This window comes from Pseudomonas sp. NPDC087185 (genome assembly GCF_044744955.1).
GTDB lineage: Bacteria > Pseudomonadota > Gammaproteobacteria > Pseudomonadales > Pseudomonadaceae > Aquipseudomonas.
Genome location: NZ_JBIUZK010000002.1, coordinates 19,122 through 37,656 on the forward strand (window position 1 = coordinate 19,122; position 18,535 = coordinate 37,656).

22 protein-coding genes and 1 tRNA gene are annotated in these 18,535 nt (G+C 62.6%); 20 read left to right on the top strand and 3 right to left on the bottom strand.

What is annotated here, in order from left to right; all coding sequences use genetic code 11:
• Positions 1–263: 263 nt before the first annotated feature.
• Genes rluC through ACIPIJ_RS05360 form a run of 3 tightly spaced genes read left to right on the top strand, consistent with a single transcriptional unit; the run spans position 264 to position 2,918 of the window.
• The gene (gene rluC / locus ACIPIJ_RS05350) at positions 264–1,220 is read left to right on the top strand and encodes a 23S rRNA pseudouridine(955/2504/2580) synthase RluC (RefSeq protein WP_401073497.1); all 957 of its coding nucleotides are present in this window, start codon (positions 264–266) and stop codon (positions 1,218–1,220) included.
• Complete coding sequence (locus ACIPIJ_RS05355) at positions 1,177–1,890, top strand: HAD family hydrolase (protein WP_401073500.1); 714 nt, start codon at positions 1,177–1,179, stop codon at positions 1,888–1,890. The genes rluC and ACIPIJ_RS05355 overlap by 44 nt, the downstream gene beginning before the upstream one ends.
• 2 nt (positions 1,891–1,892) lie before the next feature.
• A complete protein-coding gene (locus ACIPIJ_RS05360; RefSeq protein WP_401073503.1) occupies positions 1,893–2,918 on the top strand; it encodes a S49 family peptidase in 1,026 nt (341 codons plus the stop codon).
• A gap of 36 nt (positions 2,919–2,954) precedes the next feature.
• On the opposite strand, the gene ACIPIJ_RS05365 is transcribed toward ACIPIJ_RS05360, so the two are convergent.
• Positions 2,955–3,533, bottom strand: coding sequence for a Maf family protein (locus tag ACIPIJ_RS05365; protein WP_401073506.1), 579 nt, complete (start codon positions 3,531–3,533; stop codon positions 2,955–2,957).
• Between the two features lie 96 nt (positions 3,534–3,629).
• On the opposite strand from ACIPIJ_RS05365, the gene ACIPIJ_RS05370 reads away from it, so the two are divergent.
• The 12 genes from ACIPIJ_RS05370 to ACIPIJ_RS05425 all read left to right on the top strand — a co-directional run bounded on the left by ACIPIJ_RS05370 (position 3,630) and on the right by ACIPIJ_RS05425 (position 13,462).
• Complete coding sequence (locus ACIPIJ_RS05370) at positions 3,630–4,157, top strand: YceD family protein (RefSeq protein ID WP_401073509.1); 528 nt, start codon at positions 3,630–3,632, stop codon at positions 4,155–4,157.
• Positions 4,158–4,170: 13 nt separating this feature from the next.
• Positions 4,171–4,353, top strand: a complete 183-nt coding sequence (gene rpmF / locus ACIPIJ_RS05375; protein ID WP_016485486.1) for a 50S ribosomal protein L32 — start codon at positions 4,171–4,173, stop codon at positions 4,351–4,353.
• A gap of 3 nt (positions 4,354–4,356) precedes the next feature.
• Positions 4,357–5,367, top strand: a complete 1,011-nt coding sequence (gene plsX, locus ACIPIJ_RS05380; RefSeq protein WP_401073512.1) for a phosphate acyltransferase PlsX — start codon at positions 4,357–4,359, stop codon at positions 5,365–5,367.
• Positions 5,368–5,494: 127 nt separating this feature from the next.
• On the top strand, positions 5,495–6,433 hold the full coding sequence (gene fabD / locus ACIPIJ_RS05385; protein WP_401073515.1) for an ACP S-malonyltransferase: 939 nt from the start codon (positions 5,495–5,497) through the stop codon (positions 6,431–6,433).
• Positions 6,434–6,448: 15 nt separating this feature from the next.
• Positions 6,449–7,189: a 3-oxoacyl-ACP reductase FabG gene (gene fabG / locus ACIPIJ_RS05390; RefSeq protein ID WP_387527323.1), complete on the top strand. Its 741-nt coding sequence runs from the start codon at positions 6,449–6,451 to the stop codon at positions 7,187–7,189.
• Positions 7,190–7,392: 203 nt separating this feature from the next.
• Positions 7,393–7,629: an acyl carrier protein gene (acpP, locus tag ACIPIJ_RS05395; protein ID WP_008096410.1), complete on the top strand. Its 237-nt coding sequence runs from the start codon at positions 7,393–7,395 to the stop codon at positions 7,627–7,629.
• Between the two features lie 174 nt (positions 7,630–7,803).
• Complete coding sequence (gene fabF / locus ACIPIJ_RS05400; RefSeq protein ID WP_401073517.1) at positions 7,804–9,048, top strand: beta-ketoacyl-ACP synthase II; 1,245 nt, start codon at positions 7,804–7,806, stop codon at positions 9,046–9,048.
• Positions 9,048–9,869 carry an aminodeoxychorismate lyase gene (gene pabC, locus ACIPIJ_RS05405; protein WP_401073520.1) on the top strand — a complete coding sequence of 274 codons (822 nt, stop codon included), beginning with the start codon at positions 9,048–9,050 and terminating at the stop codon, positions 9,867–9,869. Before fabF ends, pabC begins: the two co-directional genes overlap by 1 nt.
• 4 nt (positions 9,870–9,873) lie before the next feature.
• Positions 9,874–11,028 (top strand): endolytic transglycosylase MltG, encoded by a 1,155-nt coding sequence (gene mltG / locus ACIPIJ_RS05410; protein ID WP_401073522.1) that lies wholly within the window; start codon positions 9,874–9,876, stop codon positions 11,026–11,028.
• A gap of 9 nt (positions 11,029–11,037) precedes the next feature.
• Positions 11,038–11,670 (top strand): dTMP kinase, encoded by a 633-nt coding sequence (tmk, locus tag ACIPIJ_RS05415; protein ID WP_401073525.1) that lies wholly within the window; start codon positions 11,038–11,040, stop codon positions 11,668–11,670.
• Positions 11,663–12,649, top strand: a complete 987-nt coding sequence (locus tag ACIPIJ_RS05420; RefSeq protein WP_401073527.1) for a DNA polymerase III subunit delta' — start codon at positions 11,663–11,665, stop codon at positions 12,647–12,649. The genes tmk and ACIPIJ_RS05420 overlap by 8 nt, the downstream gene beginning before the upstream one ends.
• 30 nt (positions 12,650–12,679) lie before the next feature.
• Positions 12,680–13,462 carry a TatD family hydrolase gene (locus ACIPIJ_RS05425; RefSeq protein ID WP_401073530.1) on the top strand — a complete coding sequence of 261 codons (783 nt, stop codon included), beginning with the start codon at positions 12,680–12,682 and terminating at the stop codon, positions 13,460–13,462.
• 236 nt (positions 13,463–13,698) lie between these two features.
• On the opposite strand, the gene ACIPIJ_RS05430 is transcribed toward ACIPIJ_RS05425, so the two are convergent.
• The gene (locus ACIPIJ_RS05430) at positions 13,699–14,832 is read right to left on the bottom strand and encodes an aminotransferase class V-fold PLP-dependent enzyme (RefSeq protein ID WP_401073533.1); all 1,134 of its coding nucleotides are present in this window, start codon (positions 14,830–14,832) and stop codon (positions 13,699–13,701) included.
• 71 nt (positions 14,833–14,903) lie between these two features.
• Between ACIPIJ_RS05430 and ACIPIJ_RS05435 the strand changes: the two genes are divergently transcribed.
• From ACIPIJ_RS05435 to ACIPIJ_RS05455, 5 genes are all read left to right on the top strand, one after another.
• Positions 14,904–15,539 (top strand): TetR/AcrR family transcriptional regulator, encoded by a 636-nt coding sequence (locus ACIPIJ_RS05435; RefSeq protein ID WP_046786550.1) that lies wholly within the window; start codon positions 14,904–14,906, stop codon positions 15,537–15,539.
• Positions 15,540–15,646: 107 nt separating this feature from the next.
• Positions 15,647–16,615 carry a GTP 3',8-cyclase MoaA gene (locus ACIPIJ_RS05440; RefSeq protein WP_401073536.1) on the top strand — a complete coding sequence of 323 codons (969 nt, stop codon included), beginning with the start codon at positions 15,647–15,649 and terminating at the stop codon, positions 16,613–16,615.
• A 65-nt stretch (positions 16,616–16,680) separates the two neighbouring features.
• Positions 16,681–17,286 carry a DUF4823 domain-containing protein gene (locus ACIPIJ_RS05445; protein ID WP_401073539.1) on the top strand — a complete coding sequence of 202 codons (606 nt, stop codon included), beginning with the start codon at positions 16,681–16,683 and terminating at the stop codon, positions 17,284–17,286.
• A 10-nt stretch (positions 17,287–17,296) separates the two neighbouring features.
• The gene (locus ACIPIJ_RS05450) at positions 17,297–17,857 is read left to right on the top strand and encodes a DUF1285 domain-containing protein (RefSeq protein ID WP_401073541.1); all 561 of its coding nucleotides are present in this window, start codon (positions 17,297–17,299) and stop codon (positions 17,855–17,857) included.
• 108 nt (positions 17,858–17,965) lie between these two features.
• A complete protein-coding gene (locus ACIPIJ_RS05455) occupies positions 17,966–18,382 on the top strand; it encodes a cupin domain-containing protein (RefSeq protein ID WP_401073543.1) in 417 nt (138 codons plus the stop codon).
• A 56-nt stretch (positions 18,383–18,438) separates the two neighbouring features.
• On the opposite strand, the gene ACIPIJ_RS05460 is transcribed toward ACIPIJ_RS05455, so the two are convergent.
• A tRNA-Asn gene (locus ACIPIJ_RS05460) sits at positions 18,439–18,514 on the bottom strand.
• Positions 18,515–18,535 lie beyond the last annotated feature (21 nt).

Sequence of the window (18,535 nt, forward strand, 5' to 3'; positions counted from 1 at the left end):
CGAAAAGAAGCGGATCAAGCAGATGAAAACACCGCACTTGTCGTTTTTTTTCGGTCTTCTCTACACAGCGCTGGTGGCGATTCCAGGCAATTCGGTAAACTGGCGAAAACCCCGTAGGACGGCCTCGCGTCCTGCAGAATTGCGTTGGTCAGGGACCGGCCAAGGGCCTGGTTTCACTGGCCTGCCGCTTTTGGCGGCGTTCGCGACTATAGCAGCAATGATTAAGTGCTTCAATTCCATAAAAAATTGTTATGATTCCCGCCATGACGACCAATACCCCTCCGACTTCCGGCGTACAGCTGATAGAAGTCGCGCCGGAGCTTGCCGGCCAACGCATCGACAATTTCCTCATCACGGCGCTCAAGGGCGTGCCCAAGACGCTGGTCTATCGCATCCTGCGCAAAGGCGAGGTGCGGGTCAACAAGGGCCGCGTCAAGCCTGAGTACAAGATCCAGGCTGGCGATATCGTGCGCGTGCCGCCTGTCCGCCTGCCGGAGCGCGACGAGCCGGCGCCGGTGGCCCAGGGGCTGCTGCAGCGCCTGGAAGCCGCCATCGTCTACGAAGACAAGGCGCTGATCGTGATGAACAAACCGTCCGGTATTGCCGTGCATGGCGGCAGTGGCCTCAGTTTTGGTGTGATCGAAGCGCTGCGCCAGCTGCGCCCGGACGCCAAGGAACTGGAGCTGGTGCACCGTCTGGACCGTGATACCTCGGGCCTGCTGATGATCGCCAAGAAGCGCAGCATGCTGCGTCACCTGCATGCCGCGCTGCGTGGCGATGGCGTCGACAAGCGTTACATGGCGCTGGTGCGTGGCCATTGGCCGACGGCGAAGAAGCAGGTCAATGCGCCTCTGCTCAAGAGTAACCTGCGCTCGGGTGAGCGCATGGTCGAGGTGAATGACGAGGGCAAGGAAGCGCTGACCCTGTTCCGCGTGCTGCGCCGTTTCGGTGAGTTCGCCACCATTGTCGAGGCGCGCCCGATTACCGGTCGTACCCACCAGATTCGCGTGCATGCCTTGCATGCTGGCCACATGATTGCCGGTGACAGCAAGTACGGTGACGAAGACTTCAGTCGCGAGATTCGCGAGTTGGGTGGCAAGCGCCTGTTCCTGCATGCCTATGCCCTCACCGTGCCGCTGCCCGATGGCGGCGAGCTCAAGCTTGAGGCGCCGGTGGATGAGGTGTGGGCCAAGACAGTGGAGCGGCTCAGTGCGTCGTGAGTATGATTTACTGATCTTCGATTGGGATGGCACCCTGGCCGACTCGATCGGCCGCATCGTCGAGGCGATGAATGCCGCTGCCGAGCGTGCCGGTGAGGCGCCAAGCGCCGAGGATGCGGTCAAGGGCATCATCGGCCTGGCGCTGGATGAGGCTATCTCGACGCTGTATCCGCACCTCGATTGCGTGCAGGTCGAGACGTTCCGCCAGCACTACGCCAACATTTATATGGCGCTTGATCAACAGCCTTCGCCTTTGTTCGACGGTGTGGTCGAGTCGCTGGACGCCTTCCGTGCCCAGGGTTACCGCCTGGCAGTGGCGACCGGCAAGGCGCGTCGTGGGCTCGATCGGGTGCTCAGGGCCAATGGTTGGGAGGCGTTCTTCGATATCACTCGCGCCGCCGACGAGACCCGCGGCAAGCCGCACCCGTTGATGCTCGAGGAAATCCTTCACCATTGCGGTGTCGAGCCCGGGCGTGCGTTGATGGTGGGCGATTCGGCATTCGACCTGCAGATGGCCAGCAATGCAGGCATGCATTCGGTGGCGGTGGGCTATGGTGCCATGTCGCTGCAGGCGTTGGCCGAGTTCGGCCCGCAGGTGTGTATCGATCATTTTTCCCAGTTGCGTGAGTGGCTGGCGGGTTCCGCGCATATCCAATTCCAAGGTAGGTAAGCATGGTTGACGAGTGGAAGGCACCGAGTTCCGAGACTGACGAGGAGCGCCTTGCGCGCGACTGGCAGCTGGAGGATGAGCGTGTAGAGCGTAAAAGCTGGAAGCTGCTCGAGAAGACCATGCTGGCGAATGTCCAGGAGCAGCGTCGGGCGCGGCGCTGGGGGATCTTCTTCAAGCTGCTGACCTTCGCCTACCTGTTCGGCATGCTGGCCCTGTTCCTGCCCTGGGCGGACATGGATAAGGCCGCCACGCGCAGTGCCAGCCATACCGCACTGGTGGAAGTGCGCGGGGTGATTGCCGACCAGGAGGCCGCCAGCGCCGACAACCTGGTCAAGAGCTTGCGCGATGCGTTCAAGGACCCCAAGACCAAGGCCGTGGTGATGCGCATCAACAGCCCGGGCGGCAGCCCGGTGCAGGCCGGTTATGTGTATGACGAGATCCGTCGCCTACGTGCCGAGTATCCAGACATCAAGCTGTACGCGGTAATTGCCGACCTCGGTGCTTCCGGTGCTTACTACATCGCCAGTGCGGCGGACGAAATCTACGCCGACAAGGCCAGCCTGGTGGGCTCCATTGGTGTCACGGCGGCCGGTTATGGTTTCGTCGGCTCGATGGAGAAGCTGGGGGTCGAGCGGCGCACGTATACCGCGGGTGAGCACAAGGCCTTTCTCGATCCGTTCTCGCCAGAAAAGCCGGATGAGCGAGCGTTCTGGCAAGGTGTGCTGAACACCACGCACCAGCAGTTCATCGCCATGGTCAAGCAGGGGCGCGGTGATCGCCTGAAGGACAAGGAGCATCCAGAGCTGTTCAGTGGCCTGGTGTGGTCGGGTGAGCAGGCCAAGGCGCTGGGATTGGTGGATGGCCTGGGCAGTGCCAGCTACGTGGCGCGCGAGATCGTGGGGGAGAAAGAGCTGGTCGACTTCACCGTTCAGGAGTCGCCGTTCGATCGCTTCTCCAAGCGTATCGGTGCTAGCGTGGCCGAGCATCTGGCCCTGTACATGGGCTTCCAGGGGCCTGCCCTGCGCTGATCCGGTTTTTGGGGGCCGCAGGGCGGCCCCGCTATCTCAAGGGATCGCCACGCCTTCCGTGGTCAGCATATCCACCAGCCGAATCAGCGGCAGCCCGATCAGGCTGGTGGCATCGCACCCGTGGGTGCTTTTGAACAAGCTCACCCCCAGCCCTTCGGCCTTGAAGCTGCCTGCGCAATCGAGCGGCTGCTCTGCGGCCACGTAGCGCTCCACGCGCGCTCGATCCAGTTCCCGCATCGTTACCGTGAATGGCACGCAATCGACCTGGCATTGCCCTGTGGCGCTGTTGAGCAGCGCCAGCCCGGTCAGGAAGGTGACCTGCTGCCCGCTGGCCTCCAGCAGTTGCTCGCAGGCGCGCTCGAAGCTGTGGGGCTTGCCGAGGATCTGCTCACCGAGCACGGCCACCTGGTCCGAGCCGATGATCAGGTGCCCCGGGTGGCTGCTTGCCAGCGCCTCGGCCTTTTGCCTGGCCAGGCGCCGCACCAGTTCGGTGGCGGGCTCGTCGGCCAGGCGCCGCTCGTCTAGGTCGGGACTTGCCCAGGTGAAAGGCAGGCGCAGGCGGGTGAGCAGTTCGCGCCGGTAAGGGGAGCTGGAAGCCAGCAACAAAGGCAGCATGGTAGACTCCTGTTCAAGTGAGCCAAATTCTAACATGCAAGATGCCGCCTAATTTCCTTTGACAGGGGCGGGGGGCATCCCTAGAATGCTGCGCCTATGTTGAATGACCCGATTCCACCTCACGTTGACCCGCGCAAATTAGCCGATCGTGGCGTAACCCTTAACGGTTCGCTGCAACTCGCTGATTTGGAAAGACTCTGCGACCCGCTTTCCGACAATGTCGGTACGGTGCAGGCGAAGTTCGATTTTGAACGAGATGAACAGCACGTGGTGGTTCTCCACACCGAGCTGGACGTCGAAGTCAAAATGGTTTGCCAGCGTTGTCTTGAGCTGGTCACCCTGCCGATCCACAGCGAATGTACATACGCCGTGGTGAAGGAGGGTGCGAATACCCAGTCGTTGCCGAAAGGCTATGACGTGCTGGAACTGGGCGAAGATCCTTTGGATCTGCAGGCATTGGTCGAGGAGGAGCTCTTGCTCGCCTTGCCCATCGTGCCTGCTCATCATCCGGAAGAATGCCAGCAGCCGGCGGGCGCAGACGAGCCCGATTCGAGCAAGGACGAGGTATCGCGGTCCAACCCGTTCAGTGTTTTGGCGCAGTTAAAGCGTGACCCAAACGTTTAGGAGTTAATCAATTATGGCTGTTCAGCAGAACAAAAAATCCCGCTCTGCCCGTGACATGCGCCGTTCGCACGACGCCCTGTCGGAAAACGCGCTGTCGGTAGAAAAGACCACCGGTGAAATCCACCTGCGCCACCACGTTTCGCCAGAAGGCGTTTACCGTGGTCGTAAAGTGATCGACAAGGGCGCTGACGAGTAATCCTTGTCCGCTCAGATCATCGCGATCGACGCAATGGGCGGGGACTTCGGTCCCCGCAGCATTGTCCAGGCTAGCATTGCCTGCCTTTCGGCTACACCCTCGCTGCACCTGACCCTCGTCGGTCAACCCTCCCTCCTAGAAGATCTTGTCAGTGGCCTTGCGGCTGCGGATCGCGCGCGTCTGCAGATTGTCGCTGCCAGTGAGGTGATCGGTATGGACGAGCGGCCATCCCAGGCATTGCGTGGCAAACCGGATTCGTCGATGCGCATCGCCCTCGAACAGGTGCGTGACGGCAAGGCGCATGCCTGCGTCAGTGCCGGGAATACCGGGGCGCTGATGGCGCTGTCGCGCTTCGTGCTCAAGACCCTGCCGGGTATCGATCGGCCGGCCATGGTGGCGGCTATCCCGACCCAGGCGGGTTATTGTCAGTTGCTCGACCTGGGTGCCAATGTCGATTGCAGTGCGGAAAATCTCTACCAGTTTGCCGTGATGGGCTCGGTGGCCGCGCAGGCCCTGGGGATTCACCGTCCGCGCGTTGCCTTGTTGAACATCGGTACCGAAGACATCAAGGGTAATCAGCAGGTCAAGCTGGCTGCAACATTGCTGCAAAATGCCCGTGGGCTTAATTATGTAGGCTTTGTAGAAGGTGATGGCCTGTATCGCGGCGAAGCGGATGTGGTGGTGTGCGACGGCTTTGTCGGCAACATCCTGCTCAAGTCCAGCGAAGGCCTGGCGACCATGATTGGCGCGCGGATCGAGCAACTGTTCAAAGGTGGCGTGCTGGCTCGTGCTGCCGGCGCCATGGCGATGCCGTTGCTCAAACGCCTGCAAGCCGACCTGGCACCTGCGCGGCACAACGGTGCAAGCTTTCTGGGGCTGCAGGGCATCGTCATCAAGAGCCACGGCTCGGCGGGCGTGCAGGGCTTCCAGAGCGCCATTCAGCGTGCGCTGATCGAGATTCAGGAAAACCTGCCGCAGCGCCTGCATGGGCGCCTTGAAGACCTGTTGCCTTAGGTATTTCGCCGATGAAGTGCTTAAATGTGACCGGTTGGTCTGCGTTTCCATCCAAGTTTTCAGATTCCGCGTCTAGCCTCGGGCTTGGCGCACCCTATCCGACGACAAGATCATAAGGGCTTGTTCAATGTCTGCATCCCTCGCATTCGTCTTCCCCGGTCAAGGTTCCCAGTCGCTGGGCATGCTCAAGGAACTCGGCGCCGATAAGCCGGTGATCGTCGAGACCTTCAAGGAAGCGTCCGAAGCTTTGGGCTACGACCTGTGGAAACTGGTCCAGGAAGGTCCGGAAGAGCAACTCAATCAAACCGACAAGACCCAGCCTGCGATTCTCACCGCCTCCATCGCGCTGTGGCGCCTGTGGCTGGAAGAGGGTGGTGCGCAGCCGGCCTTCGTTGCCGGCCATAGCCTGGGTGAATACAGTGCCCTGGTCGCCGCTGGCAGCCTGGCATTGAAAGACGCCGTTCGCCTGGTCGAGCGTCGCGGTCAGCTGATGCAGGAAGCCGTGCCGGCCGGTCACGGTGCCATGGCCGCGATCCTCGGCCTGGACGACGCCGTGGTGGTCGAGATCTGTGCCAAGGCGGCCGAAGATGAAGTGGTCAGCGCGGTGAACTTCAACTCGCCGGGCCAGGTTGTGATTGCCGGCAACAAGGCTGCGGTCGACCGTGCCATGGAACTGTGCAAAGAGGCCGGTGCCAAGCGCGCCCTGCCACTGGCGGTCAGCGTACCGTCGCACTGTGCCCTGATGAAGCCGGCTGCCGAGCGTTTCGCCGAGCACGTCAACGCCATCGAGTGGAAGGCGCCGCAGATCCCGGTGGTGCAGAACGTCACCGCTGCCATTGCCGCCGACCTCGATGCGCTCAAGCACGACTTGCTGGCGCAGCTGTACCAACCGGTACGCTGGGTCGAGTGCGTGCAGACCCTCGCCGCAAACGGTGCGGTCAACCTGGTCGAGTGCGGCCCGGGCAAAGTCCTGGCGGGCCTGAACAAGCGTTGCGCCGACGGCGTGACCACCTACAACCTCAATACCCCTGACGCCGTCGCCGCCACCCGCGCGGCGCTGGCCTGAATTGGAGAAGCTTGCATGAGCCTGCAAGGTAAAGTTGCACTGGTTACCGGCGCCAGCCGTGGTATCGGCCAGGCCATCGCCCTCGAGCTGGGCCGCCAGGGCGCGACCGTGATCGGTACCGCGACCTCGGCCTCCGGCGCCGAACGCATCGCCGCTACCCTCAAGGAGCACGGCATCACCGGCACCGGCATGGAGCTGAACGTGACCAGCGCCGAATCCGTCGAAGCAGTACTGGGCGCCATTGGCGAGCAGTTCGGCGCGCCGACCATTCTGGTCAACAATGCCGGCATCACCCGTGACAACCTCATGCTGCGCATGAAGGACGACGAGTGGTTCGACGTGATCGACACCAACCTGAACAGCCTCTACCGTTTGTCCAAGGGCGTGCTGCGTGGCATGACCAAGGCGCGTTGGGGTCGTATCATCAGCATCGGCTCGGTCGTGGGTGCCATGGGCAACGCCGGTCAGGCCAACTACGCGGCCGCCAAGGCCGGCCTGGAAGGCTTCAGCCGCGCCTTGGCGCGTGAGGTGGGCTCGCGTGGCATCACCGTAAACTCGGTGACCCCGGGCTTCATTGATACCGACATGACCCGCGAGCTGCCAGAAGCGCAGCGCGAAGCCCTGCAGACCCAGATTCCGCTGGGGCGCCTGGGCCAGGCGGACGAAATCGCCAAGGTGGTTTCGTTCCTGGCATCCGACGGCGCAGCCTATGTGACCGGCGCCACCGTGCCGGTCAATGGCGGGATGTACATGTAACACTGCAACTCAATGTGACGGATTGCTTAAAAAAAGAGTCATACTCCGAGCCTAAAATCCGTTATAAAGCTGCAACCAGATTCCGGACAGAGGGTCGGGTGACTGAACTGAAGGTGTGTTCCGCTTGAAAAGCGAACGTCTTTCTATAAACTTGGTCACCGGCCAGCTGCCTGACATATGTCCATTAGGAGTGAAAACTAGGTATGAGCACCATCGAAGAACGCGTCAAGAAAATCGTCGCCGAGCAACTGGGCGTCAAGGAAGAGGAAGTGACCAACGAGAAGTCCTTCGTCGATGACCTGGGTGCCGATTCGCTTGACACCGTTGAGCTGGTGATGGCTCTGGAAGAGGAATTCGAGACCGAAATCCCTGACGAAGAAGCCGAGAAGATCACTACCGTTCAAGCTGCAATCGACTACGTCAACAGCCACAAGGCCTAAGACGCTGTAGTCGTCGCTTCTTGACGAGAAAAACCGCACTGCCTTTACCGGCGTGCGGTTTTTTCTTTGCGAAGGCCCTGCTTCGATCCGCGGGCTTCGAGAGCCTGTTGCCATTTCATTCCATTGCCTGAATGCAATGGCAAGAGACTCTGTTATTAGACAAAGGAGAGTACTGTGTCGCGTAGACGCGTCGTGGTCACCGGTATGGGTATGCTGTCGCCACTGGGTACCGATGTACCGAGCACCTGGCAGGGCATTCTGGCTGGCCGCAGTGGCATTGGTCCGATCGAACACACGGACCTGTCTGCCTACTCCACCCGTTTTGGCGGCTCGGTGAAGGGCTTCGAGGTCGAGCAGTACCTGTCGGCCAAGGAAGCTCGCAAACTAGACCTGTTCATTCAGTACGGCCTGGCGGCCGGGTTCCAGGCGGTCCGCAACGCCGGCCTGGAAGTCACCGACGCCAACCGTGAGCGCATCGGCGTGGCCATGGGCTCGGGCATTGGTGGCCTGACCAACATCGAAGAAACCAGCCGCACCCTGCATGAGCAAGGTCCGCGCCGTATTTCGCCATTCTTCGTGCCGGGCTCGATCATCAACATGATCTCCGGTTTCCTGTCGATCCACCTGGGGCTGCAGGGGCCGAACTACGCCATCGCCACGGCGTGTACCACCGGTACTCACTGCATTGGCATGGCCGCGCGCAACATCGCTTACGGTGAAGCCGACGTGATGATCGCCGGCGGTGCCGAAATGGCGGCCTGTGGTCTGGGCATGGGCGGTTTCGGTGCCTCGCGCGCGCTGTCGACCCGCAACGATGAGCCAACCCGTGCCAGCCGTCCGTGGGACAAGGGCAGGGATGGCTTCGTGCTCTCCGACGGCGCCGGTGCGCTGGTGCTCGAAGAGCTGGAGCACGCCCAGGCCCGTGGTGCGACTATCTATGCCGAGCTGGTTGGCTTTGGCATGAGCGGCGACGCCTACCACATGACATCGCCGCCCGACAGCGGTGAAGGCGCGGCCCGCTGCATGGCCAACGCCCTGCGCGATGCTGGCATTCAGCCGAATGAAGTCAGCTACATCAACGCCCACGGCACGTCGACCCCGGCTGGCGACATCGCCGAAGTCGCGGCGATCAAGCGCGTGTTCGGCGAGCACGCCTACACGCTTGCGGTCAGTTCGACCAAGTCGATGACTGGCCACCTGCTGGGTGCGGCCGGTGCGGTAGAGGCAATCTTCAGCGTGCTGGCAATCAACAGCCAGATGGCGCCGCCGACCATCAACCTGGACGAGCCGGACGACGGTTGCGACCTGGACTTCGTGCCGCATGAAGCCCGCAGCATGCCGATCGACGTGGTGCTGTCCAACTCGTTCGGCTTTGGTGGCACCAACGGCTCGCTGGTGTTCCGCCGGTTCGCCGGTTGATGCACAGCTGGATCGACGGCCAGCCTGCGACTGCAGTCAACCTGCAGAACCGCGGCCTGGCCTACGGCGATGGCCTGTTCGAGACCATCGCCGTGCGGGGTGGCCGGCCCAGCTTGCTGGACGGCCACCTGGCGCGCCTGGCGCTGGGTTGCCAGCGCCTGGCAATCGACGCCGACCTGGCGCTGGTCCGCGATGAAATCCTGCGTTATGCGAGCCTGCTGGGTGGCGGTGTCGCCAAGCTCATCCTCACCCGTGGCGACAGCCAGCGGGGCTACGCTCCGGTTGCCGGTGCGGCGCCGCGGCGCATCCTTCAGGGCAGCCCACTGCCCACCTATCCTGTCGAACATGCCGAGCACGGCGTGCGTCTATTTGCGTGCCAGACACGGCTTGGGGAACAACCCTTGCTCGCTGGCCTCAAACACCTCAACCGCCTGGAGCAGGTGCTGGCTCGTGCCGAATGGCAAGACAGCGAACATGCCGAGGGGCTGATGTGTGATGGGCAGGGCAGGGTGGTCGAAGGCGTTTACAGCAACCTTTTCCTGGTGCGCGACGGCGTGCTGCTGACCGCTGACCTGCGCCGCTGCGGCGTTGCCGGGGTCATGCGTGGCGCTTTGCTGGAGCAGGCGCAGGCACTGGGCATCTCGGTGCAGGTGCGTGACGTGCCATTCGACGAGCTGGCGCAGGCGGACGAAGTGTTTGTCTGCAATAGCGTCTATGGTGTCTGGCCTGTGCAAGGCATCCCCGCGCTGAACCTGAACTGGTCGCCGGGCCCGCTCACCCGTAAACTGCAGGCCGTTGCCCGTACGTTACTGGATACCTGAATTCGTGAGACGCAAATTCCTGCTGCTGCTGGAAATCAGTTTGATCCTGGCCGGCCTGGCATTGGGCTGGTCGGCCTGGAAGGTCAACTCGGTGCTCGAGCAGCCCCTGCACGTGACGCAGGAGCGCCTGCTCGACGTGCCCAATGGCACCAACCCCAATCGCATGTTCTACCGCATGCAAAGCGAGGGGTTGCTCGATGACGCCTTCTGGCTGCGTTTGTATTGGCGCTTCAACATGGCCGGCACGCCACTGAAGACCGGCGAATATCGCGTTACGCCCGGCATGACCGTGGAAGACCTGTTCGACGCCTGGCGCCGTGCCGATGTGGTGCAGTACAACCTGACCCTGGTCGAGGGCTGGACCTTCCGCCAAGTGCGTTCAGCGATTGCCAAGCATGAGAAGATCAAGCACACCCTCGACGGCCTTTCCGATTCGGAGGTCATGGACAAGCTGGGCCATACCGGGGTGTTCCCGGAGGGCCGCTTCTTCCCCGACACTTACCGCTTCGTGCGGGGCATGAGTGATGCAGAGTTGCTGCAGCAGGCCTATATGCGCCTGGACGAGGTGCTGGCGAAGGAGTGGGCCGAGCGCACCACCGACCTGCCTTACCGTGACCCTTATCAGGCGCTGATCATGGCCTCGCTGGTCGAGAAAGAGACTGGCATCCCCCAGGAGCGCGGGCAGATCGCTGGCGTATTCGTCCGCCGCCTGCGCCTGGGCATGATGCTGCAGACCGACCCAACGGTCATCTACGGCATGGGCGAGCGCTACAACGGCCGGATCACCCGTGCCGACCTGCGTGAGCCAACCCCCTACAACACCTATACCATCGCCGGCCTGCCGCCGACGCCGATCGCCATGGTTGGGCGCGAAGCAATCCACGCCGCGCTCAACCCGTCCGATGGCACCAGCCTGTACTTTGTCGCCCGAGGCGATGGCAGCCACGTGTTCTCCGACGACCTGGATGATCACAATTCGGCGGTGCGCGAGTTTCAGCTCAAACGGCGCGCGGACTATCGCTCCAGCCCGGCCCCGCAGGCTCAGCCGGATACGCAGGGCGCGCCGTCTGAAGCGTTGCCCGAACCCTCTGTGCAGGACCCGGCGCCGGCCAGCGAACCCGCGCCGGCCGAAACGCCAGCGCCTGACGAACAACATTAAGGACTGCCTGTGAGCGGCTTGTTTATTACCCTGGAAGGCCCCGAAGGCGCGGGCAAAAGCACCAACCGCGATTACCTGGCCGCGCGTCTGCGCGAGCAGGGGCTGGATGTAGTGCTGACGCGCGAGCCCGGCGGCACGCCGCTGGCCGAGAAGGTCCGCGAGCTGCTGCTGGCACCCAGCGATGAAGTGATGGCAGCCGACACCGAGCTGCTGCTGGTATTTGCCGCACGTGCCCAGCACCTGGCGCAGGTCATCCGCCCCGCACTGGCCCGCGGCGCGGTGGTGCTGTGCGATCGTTTCACCGATGCCACGTATGCCTACCAGGGCGGTGGTCGGGGCTTGTCGGTGGAGCGTATCGCCACGCTGGAGCAATTCGTTCAGGGCGACTTGCGCCCCGACCTGACCCTGGTGTTCGACCTGCCGGTGGAAGTCGGCCTGGCCCGGGCAGCCGCACGCGGTCGTCTGGATCGTTTCGAGCAGGAAGGCCAGGCCTTCTTCGAGGCGGTGCGCCAGGCCTATTTGCAGCGCGCCCAGCGCGAGCCGCAGCGCTACGAACTGCTGGACGCCGCGCAGCCGCTGGACGCCGTGCAGCGTGCCATCGATGCGCTGTTGCCACGCATCCTGGAGCGTTGCCGTGGCTGAAGCCTACCCCTGGCAGCAGGCCCTGTGGCAGCAGTTGGCCGGGCGTGCCCAGCATGCCCACGCCTACCTGCTGCACGGGCCGCAGGGTATCGGCAAGCGCGCCCTGGCCGAGCGCCTGATGGCCCGGCTGCTGTGCCAGCAGCCAATGGGGCTGGATGCCTGTGGGCAGTGCAAGTCCTGCATGTTGCTCAGCGCTGGCAGCCACCCGGACAACTTCGTGCTGGAGCCGGAAGAGGCTGAAAAGCCCATCAAGGTCGACCAGGTGCGCGAGCTGGTCTCCTTTGTGGTGCAGACGGCGCAGCTTGGCGGGCGTAAGGTGATTTTGATCGAGCCGGTGGAGGCGATGAACGTCAATGCTTCCAACGCCCTGCTCAAGAGCTTGGAGGAGCCGTCCGGCAATACCGTGCTGCTGCTGGTCAGTCACCAACCCAGCCGTTTGCTGCCGACCATCAAGAGCCGTTGCCAACAAGTCACCTGTCCGCAGCCCCGCCTGGCCGAGAGTCAGGCCTGGCTGGCGACGGCGTTGGCCGACAGTGACGAGGCCGAGCGCGACGAACTGTTGACCCTGGCCGCCGGTTCACCGTTGATGGCGCTGAAGCTGCAGGCCCAGGGCGTGCGCGAGCAGCGAGCGCTGGTGACTGACGGGGTGAAGAAGTTGCTCAAGCAGCAGCAATCGCCCACTCAGTTGGCCGAAGCCTGGGGCAGCGTGCCGTTGTTGCTGTTGTTCGATTGGTTTTGCGACTGGTCGCACCTCATCTTGCGCTATCAGTTGACCCAGGATGAGGACGGGCTAGGCTTGGCCGACATGCGCAAGGTGCTGCAATACCTGGCGCAGAAGAGCCGGCAGGCCAAGGTGCTCGAGGTTCAGGCGTGGATCCTCGCGCAGCGCCAGAAGGTGCTGGGCAAGGCCAACCTCAACCGCGTCCTGTTGCTGGAGGCCTTGCTTGCCCATTGGGTGCAGTTGCCGGGTTCCCGCTGATTTTCCATTTCTTCATGTGTGCCGTCTCCCATGCTCGTAGATTCCCATTGCCACCTCGACCGTCTTGACCTCAGTGCCTACCAGGGCTCCCTCGATGCCGCCCTCCAGGCGGCCCGCGAGCGTGGGGTCGGGCATTTTCTGTGCATTGGCGTGAGCGCCGAGAATGCCGGCGCAGTCAAGGCCCTGAGCGAGCAATACGCTGATGTCGATTGCTCAGTCGGCGTGCACCCCCTCGACCTGGCCCCGGGCGAAACGCCGGCGCTCGAATGGCTGTTGCGCGAACTGGCGCACCCGCATGTCGTCGCGATCGGCGAAACCGGGCTGGACTACCATTACGAGCCGGAGGCCGCGGAGCTGCAGCAGGCATCGTTCCGCCTGCACCTGGAAGCCTCGCGCCAGACCGGCAAGCCGGTGATCGTGCATACCCGTGCGGCCAGGGCCGACACCCTGGCGCTGCTGCGCGAGGCCAATCTGCCCCAGGCCGGTGTGCTGCACTGCTTCACCGAAGACTGGGACATGGCCAAGGCAGCCCTGGACCTGGGCTACTACATCTCGCTCTCCGGCATCGTTACCTTCCGCAATGCCGACGCTTTGCGCGAGGTGGCGCGGCAGGTGCCGGTTGACCGCTTGCTGGTGGAGACCGATTCACCCTACCTGGCGCCGATTCCGTACCGTGGCAAGCCGAACCTGCCGCAGTACGTACGTGAGGTTGCCGAATATGTGGCGTCGCTGCGTGGCGTGAGTTACGCGCAGTTGGCCGAGCAGACCACCGCCAACTTCAAGCGCTTGTTCCCGCTGGCACGCGTTGCCTGAGTAGCCGCCATTGCAGTGTCGAGGGCAAAAAAAACCCGGGTTCTGGGGGAGGAATCCGGGTTAAGACCATTAGGAGTAAAACAAAGGTACGCGGTCCCTGAGCACCTTTATCGGCGCGCCACTGGGGGGGATGCGTCGCGCCAACACTTCAAGTATTGGTCAGGTTTGGCGCAGTGCCAGTGTGTGTTGATCGTTTTTTAAACAGATTTGGAATACGTCAGGGGTCGCATCCTTCCTCAATGCATGGCCAGGCGCCTTATTTGCTGGATAGCTTCGTCGATAAGTCGCTCATCGGTGTAGAAATGCGGTGAGAACCGCACACCTGGCCCGCGCAGTGCGCAAATGGTCCGGTCGGCGATCAAGGTTCGATAGATGTCGGCGCTGTTCAGCCCCGAAATACCGAATGTGACGATGCCCGCGCGGCGCTCTGGCTTGCCCGGGCTGTACAGGTGCACGCCGGGGATACTCGCCAACCCCTGGTGCAGCTGCTCGACGCGCTGCTGCAGCTGCCGGGCAACCTCATCCATGCCGATTTCTTCAAGCAATGACAGGCTCGCCTCCAGTGCGCAGGCGCCGAGCATGTTCGGGCTGCCGCACTCGAAGCGTCGCGCGCTGCGTGCCGGCTGCCATTGGCGGCGCTCGAAGTCACCCAGCCGCTCCAGCATGTGCCAGCCATAAGCATTGAGCCTTAGCTGCGGGCGCAACGCGGCGCGGCAATAGAACAGCCCCAGGCCCTCTGGGCCGAGCATCCACTTGTGGCCGTCAGCCATGGCGAAATCGCACTGAGCGTGCTGCACGTCGAAGGGCAGGGCGCCGATCTGCTGGATGGCATCGACGCAGAAGAGTATGTTGCGCGCCCGGCAGCCTTCGCCGAGGCGCGCCAGGTCCAGGCGCAGGCCGCTGCCGAACTGCACGGCGCTGACCGCCAGTAGGCGTGCACGCGCGCCGCAGGCTGCCAGCAGCGAAGCCTCAGGGTCGGCGCCGGCCAGGCTCGCCTGCACCACCTCGACACCGCGTTCGGCCAAGGCCTCCCACACCACGCGGTTGGAGGGGAACTCCTCATCGCTGATCACCACCTGGTCACCGGCTTGCCAGTCAAGGCCGAATGCGACCAGCGAGAGGGCCTCGGACGTGTTCTTCACCAGCGCGATATCGCCCGAGGAGGGCGCGTTTATCAAGCGTGCCAGCCGTTCACGCAAGCGACGCTCGGTGGCCAGCCAGGTCGGGTACTCGCTGGCGCCCAGGTGCACGTTGTGCTGCGCGAAGCGCGCAACTGCTTCGCAGGCCCGGCGCGGCCAGGGAGCGATAGCCGCGTGGTTCAGGTAGCGCAGCCCCGGGGCCTGGTCGAACTCATCGTGAAACATAGACATGGTTGGATGATCCGTGCAATTTGCTGCAAGTTAGGCATAATAAACCGCTTCAATGTCATCCAGTCCTTCCCATGCAGAAAGAACCTCGTAAGGTCCGTGAGTTTCGCCGTCGCGAACAGGAAATCCTCGATACTGCGCTCAAGCTGTTTCTCGAACAAGGTGAAGACAGCGTCACCGTCGAGATGATCGCTGACGCCGTAGGTATCGGCAAAGGTACGATCTATAAGCACTTCAAGTCCAAGGCGGAGATCTACCTGCGCCTGATGCTCGACTACGAGCGCGACTTGAACGCGCTGTTGCATTCGGCCGATGTCGATCGCGACAAGGAGGCGCTGTCGCGCGCCTATTTCGAGTTCCGCATGCGCGACCCGCAGCGCTACCGGCTGTTCGACCGCCTGGAAGAAAAGGTAGTCAAGGGCAACCAGGTGCCGGAGATGGTCGAGGAGCTGCACAGCATTCGTGCCTCCAACTTCGATCGGCTGACGCAGCTGATCAAGGGCCGCATCAGCGAAGGCAAGCTCGAAGACGTGCCGCCGTACTTCCACTACTGCGCCGCCTGGGCGCTGGTGCACGGTGCCGTGGCGCTGTACCACTCGCCGTTCTGGAGCAACGTGCTGGAGGACCAGGAAGGCTTCTTCCAGTTCCTCATGGACATTGGCGTGCGCATGGGCAACAAGCGCAAACGCGACCCGGAACCCGCGAACTGAAGCGTCTCGGCTTTTTTGGCTGAACACGGCATGAAGGCGGGGCTTGCAAAAACCTGAATTTTGAGTCAGGTTTTGCCAGCCCCGTTTCATCCATGCCGGAGTCATCCATGATCGTCGATCGTCAAGGCAGGCGTTTTCGCAACCTGCGCGTCAGCCTGACGGCTGCCTGTAACTACGCTTGCAGCTACTGCGTGCCCAATGGCAAGCGGTTGGTGGCGGCGCAGGACGAACTGTCGGCAGAGGCGCTGGCCCGTGGCGTTGCTTACCTGATCGAGGCTGCCGGTATCGAGCGGCTGCGCATCACCGGTGGCGAGCCATTGGTCAGCCCCAGGCTGGAGGCGTTTCTGGTCGCAGTGGCCAGGCTCGACCTCGAGGACATCACCCTGACCACCAATGGCCAGTTGCTCTCGCGCAAGCTGCCGCAACTTCAGGCGGCGGGCATTCGCCGCCTGAATGTCTCACTCGATACCCTCGACCCCCAGGCGTTCCGCCGCATCGCCCGCGGTGGCGACCTGGCAAGTGTGCTGGCGGGCATGCAGCAGGCCAGTGCCATGGGCCTGCAGGTCAAGGTGAACATGGTGCCCATGCGTGGGCAGAACCTGGATCAGGTCGTGCCCATGCTCGATTACTGCCTCGCCCGTGGCTACGAGTTGCGCTTCATCGAATTGATGCGCATGGGGCATCTGGCCCGTGACCACAACACCTTCCTGCAGCAATTCGTGGGGCTCGATCAGTTGCTGGGCCTGATTGGCCAGGAACATGGCTATCAGCAGGTCGATGCGCCGCTGGACGCTACCGCGCTGCGTTACCAGGTCCCGGGCAAAGGCCACTTCGGCGTGATCGCCAACGAGAGCGTACCGTTCTGCCGCACCTGCTCGCGCCTTCGCTTGTCTTCCACCGGCTGGTTGCATGGTTGCCTGTCGTCGAGTAATCGTCACTTTGTCGGCGACCTGTTGGAGCAGCCCCGTCACCAGGCGCTGCCCGCCCTGCAGCGGTTGCTGGTGAAGGCCTTGGCCGACAAGCAGGAGCTGGCGTTTGCCGGTGATGTGATGGTGATGAAAGTGATCGGCGGCTGATCTGGCGCAAAAGCTGCATCCGCCGGCTATTCGCCGGTTTTTCGTCACCGGCCACTGGAGGGAAGATGCGTAGCCTGGTCTTGCCGCTGGCGCTGTTGGCGCTGGGCGGCTGCATGAATGTCAGCGATATGGGCGAAGGCGTCCGTTACCACATGAGCGATGCCGGCCTGCTGGATCACAGCGATACGCGCCGCACCCTGTCGATTCGCCTGCAGCCCGATTCGTTCATCTTCATCGGCCAGGGTGCTTTCATGCCGCCGGGCAAAGGGCCTGTGCCGAAACAGAACGTGGTGGCCGAGGAGGCCTTCAAGAGTTTCGTCGAGTACTTCCCGCTGGTGCGTCGCGCCCAGGGCCCGCTGGGCCTTGAAGACGCGCTGGCCGAGGCGCGCTCGGTGGGCGCCGACTACGTGCTGTATACCCGATTCGCGCGCACCGATGACCGCATCGGCAATGGCGATGAGTGGTATGACGAACAGGCGGTCGACCGTCTGGGTTGGGATACCGGCGTCGTGCAGATGATGTTGATTGAAACCAGCACCCGCTACCTGATCGACACTGCACGGATCAAAAGCCGTGGCGGTTTGTTGACGTTTCACGACAACACCCCGCAGGATTTGCTGTCAGCGCCCATGCGCGAGTACGCTCGTAGCCTTCTGGGCATGAGCGAGTGAGGGCAGTGTGATGACGGATTCCGGCAAGGCCAACGATCTTCTGGCGCAGATCCCCAAGCACAAGGGCCTGCCGCCGGTGCATCTGTGGAATCCGGACTTCTGCGGCCACATCGATATGCGCATCGCTCGCGACGGGACCTGGTATTACCTGGGCACGCCGATAGGTCGCAAGCCGATGGTGCGGCTGTTTTCCACGATCATCCGACGCGATGGTGATGACTACTTCCTGATCACGCCGGTGGAGAAGGTAGGTATCCGTGTTGATGATGCGCCATTCGTTGCCGTCACCCTGGACGTGCAAGGCAGTGGTGAGCATCAGGTGCTGACCTTTACCAGCAATGTCGACGACCAGGTAGAGGCGGGCCCGGCGAACCCGTTGCGGGTAGAGATCGATCCGGTCACCCAGGAGCCCTCGCCCTATGTGCTTATGCGCAGCAATCTTGAGGCGTTGATCCATCGCAACGTGTTCTACCAGCTGGTTGAGCTGGCGGTGCCGCGTGAAATCGAGGGAGAGGAGTGGCTCGGGGTGTGGAGCCATGGCCAGTTCTATCTTATCGGGCGCAGCAACTGAAGCGTCGGGGCTGCGAAGCGGCCCCCTGTTTTTTCCCAGAATTGGCCGTTTGTCACCCGCGCCCTTGGGCCTAACCTGCTGGCAGACGCCAATCAGGAGACGCCCGCTATGAAACCCTCGAATCTTTCCGTTGCCCTGCTCGTCAGCGCTGGCCTGCTCATGGGGCAGCCTAGCGCCTGGGCGCATGGGGATGTGGCGGACCAGGTCAAGGTCCTGCAAGAGAAGCAGCCCAGCAATGCCCCCGGCAAGAACGCCGTCATGCTCACCGTCAGCTATGCGCCTGGCCAGGCATCGCCTGCTCACCAGCATCCCGGTGCCGTGATGGCGTATGTGCTTGAGGGCGCGGTGGTGTCGAAGCTCAATGATGAGCAGGAAAAGACCTACAAGGCCGGTGAATACTGGTACGAAGCGCCAGGCACCGTGCACCGCGTCTCGCGTAATGCCAGCAAGACCAAGCCTGCCAAGTTGCTGGTCTGGAGCCTGGTGGATGAAGGCACGCCAGTGACCGAGCCGCTGCACAAATAATCAGGCAGGCATAAAAAAACCTCCAGTGCTTGCGCATCTGGAGGTTTTTCAGAATTTGGCTCCGCGACCTGGACTCGAACCAGGGACCCAATGATTAACAGTCATTTGCTCTACCGACTGAGCTATCGCGGAATCTGCGTATATCTTACTGAT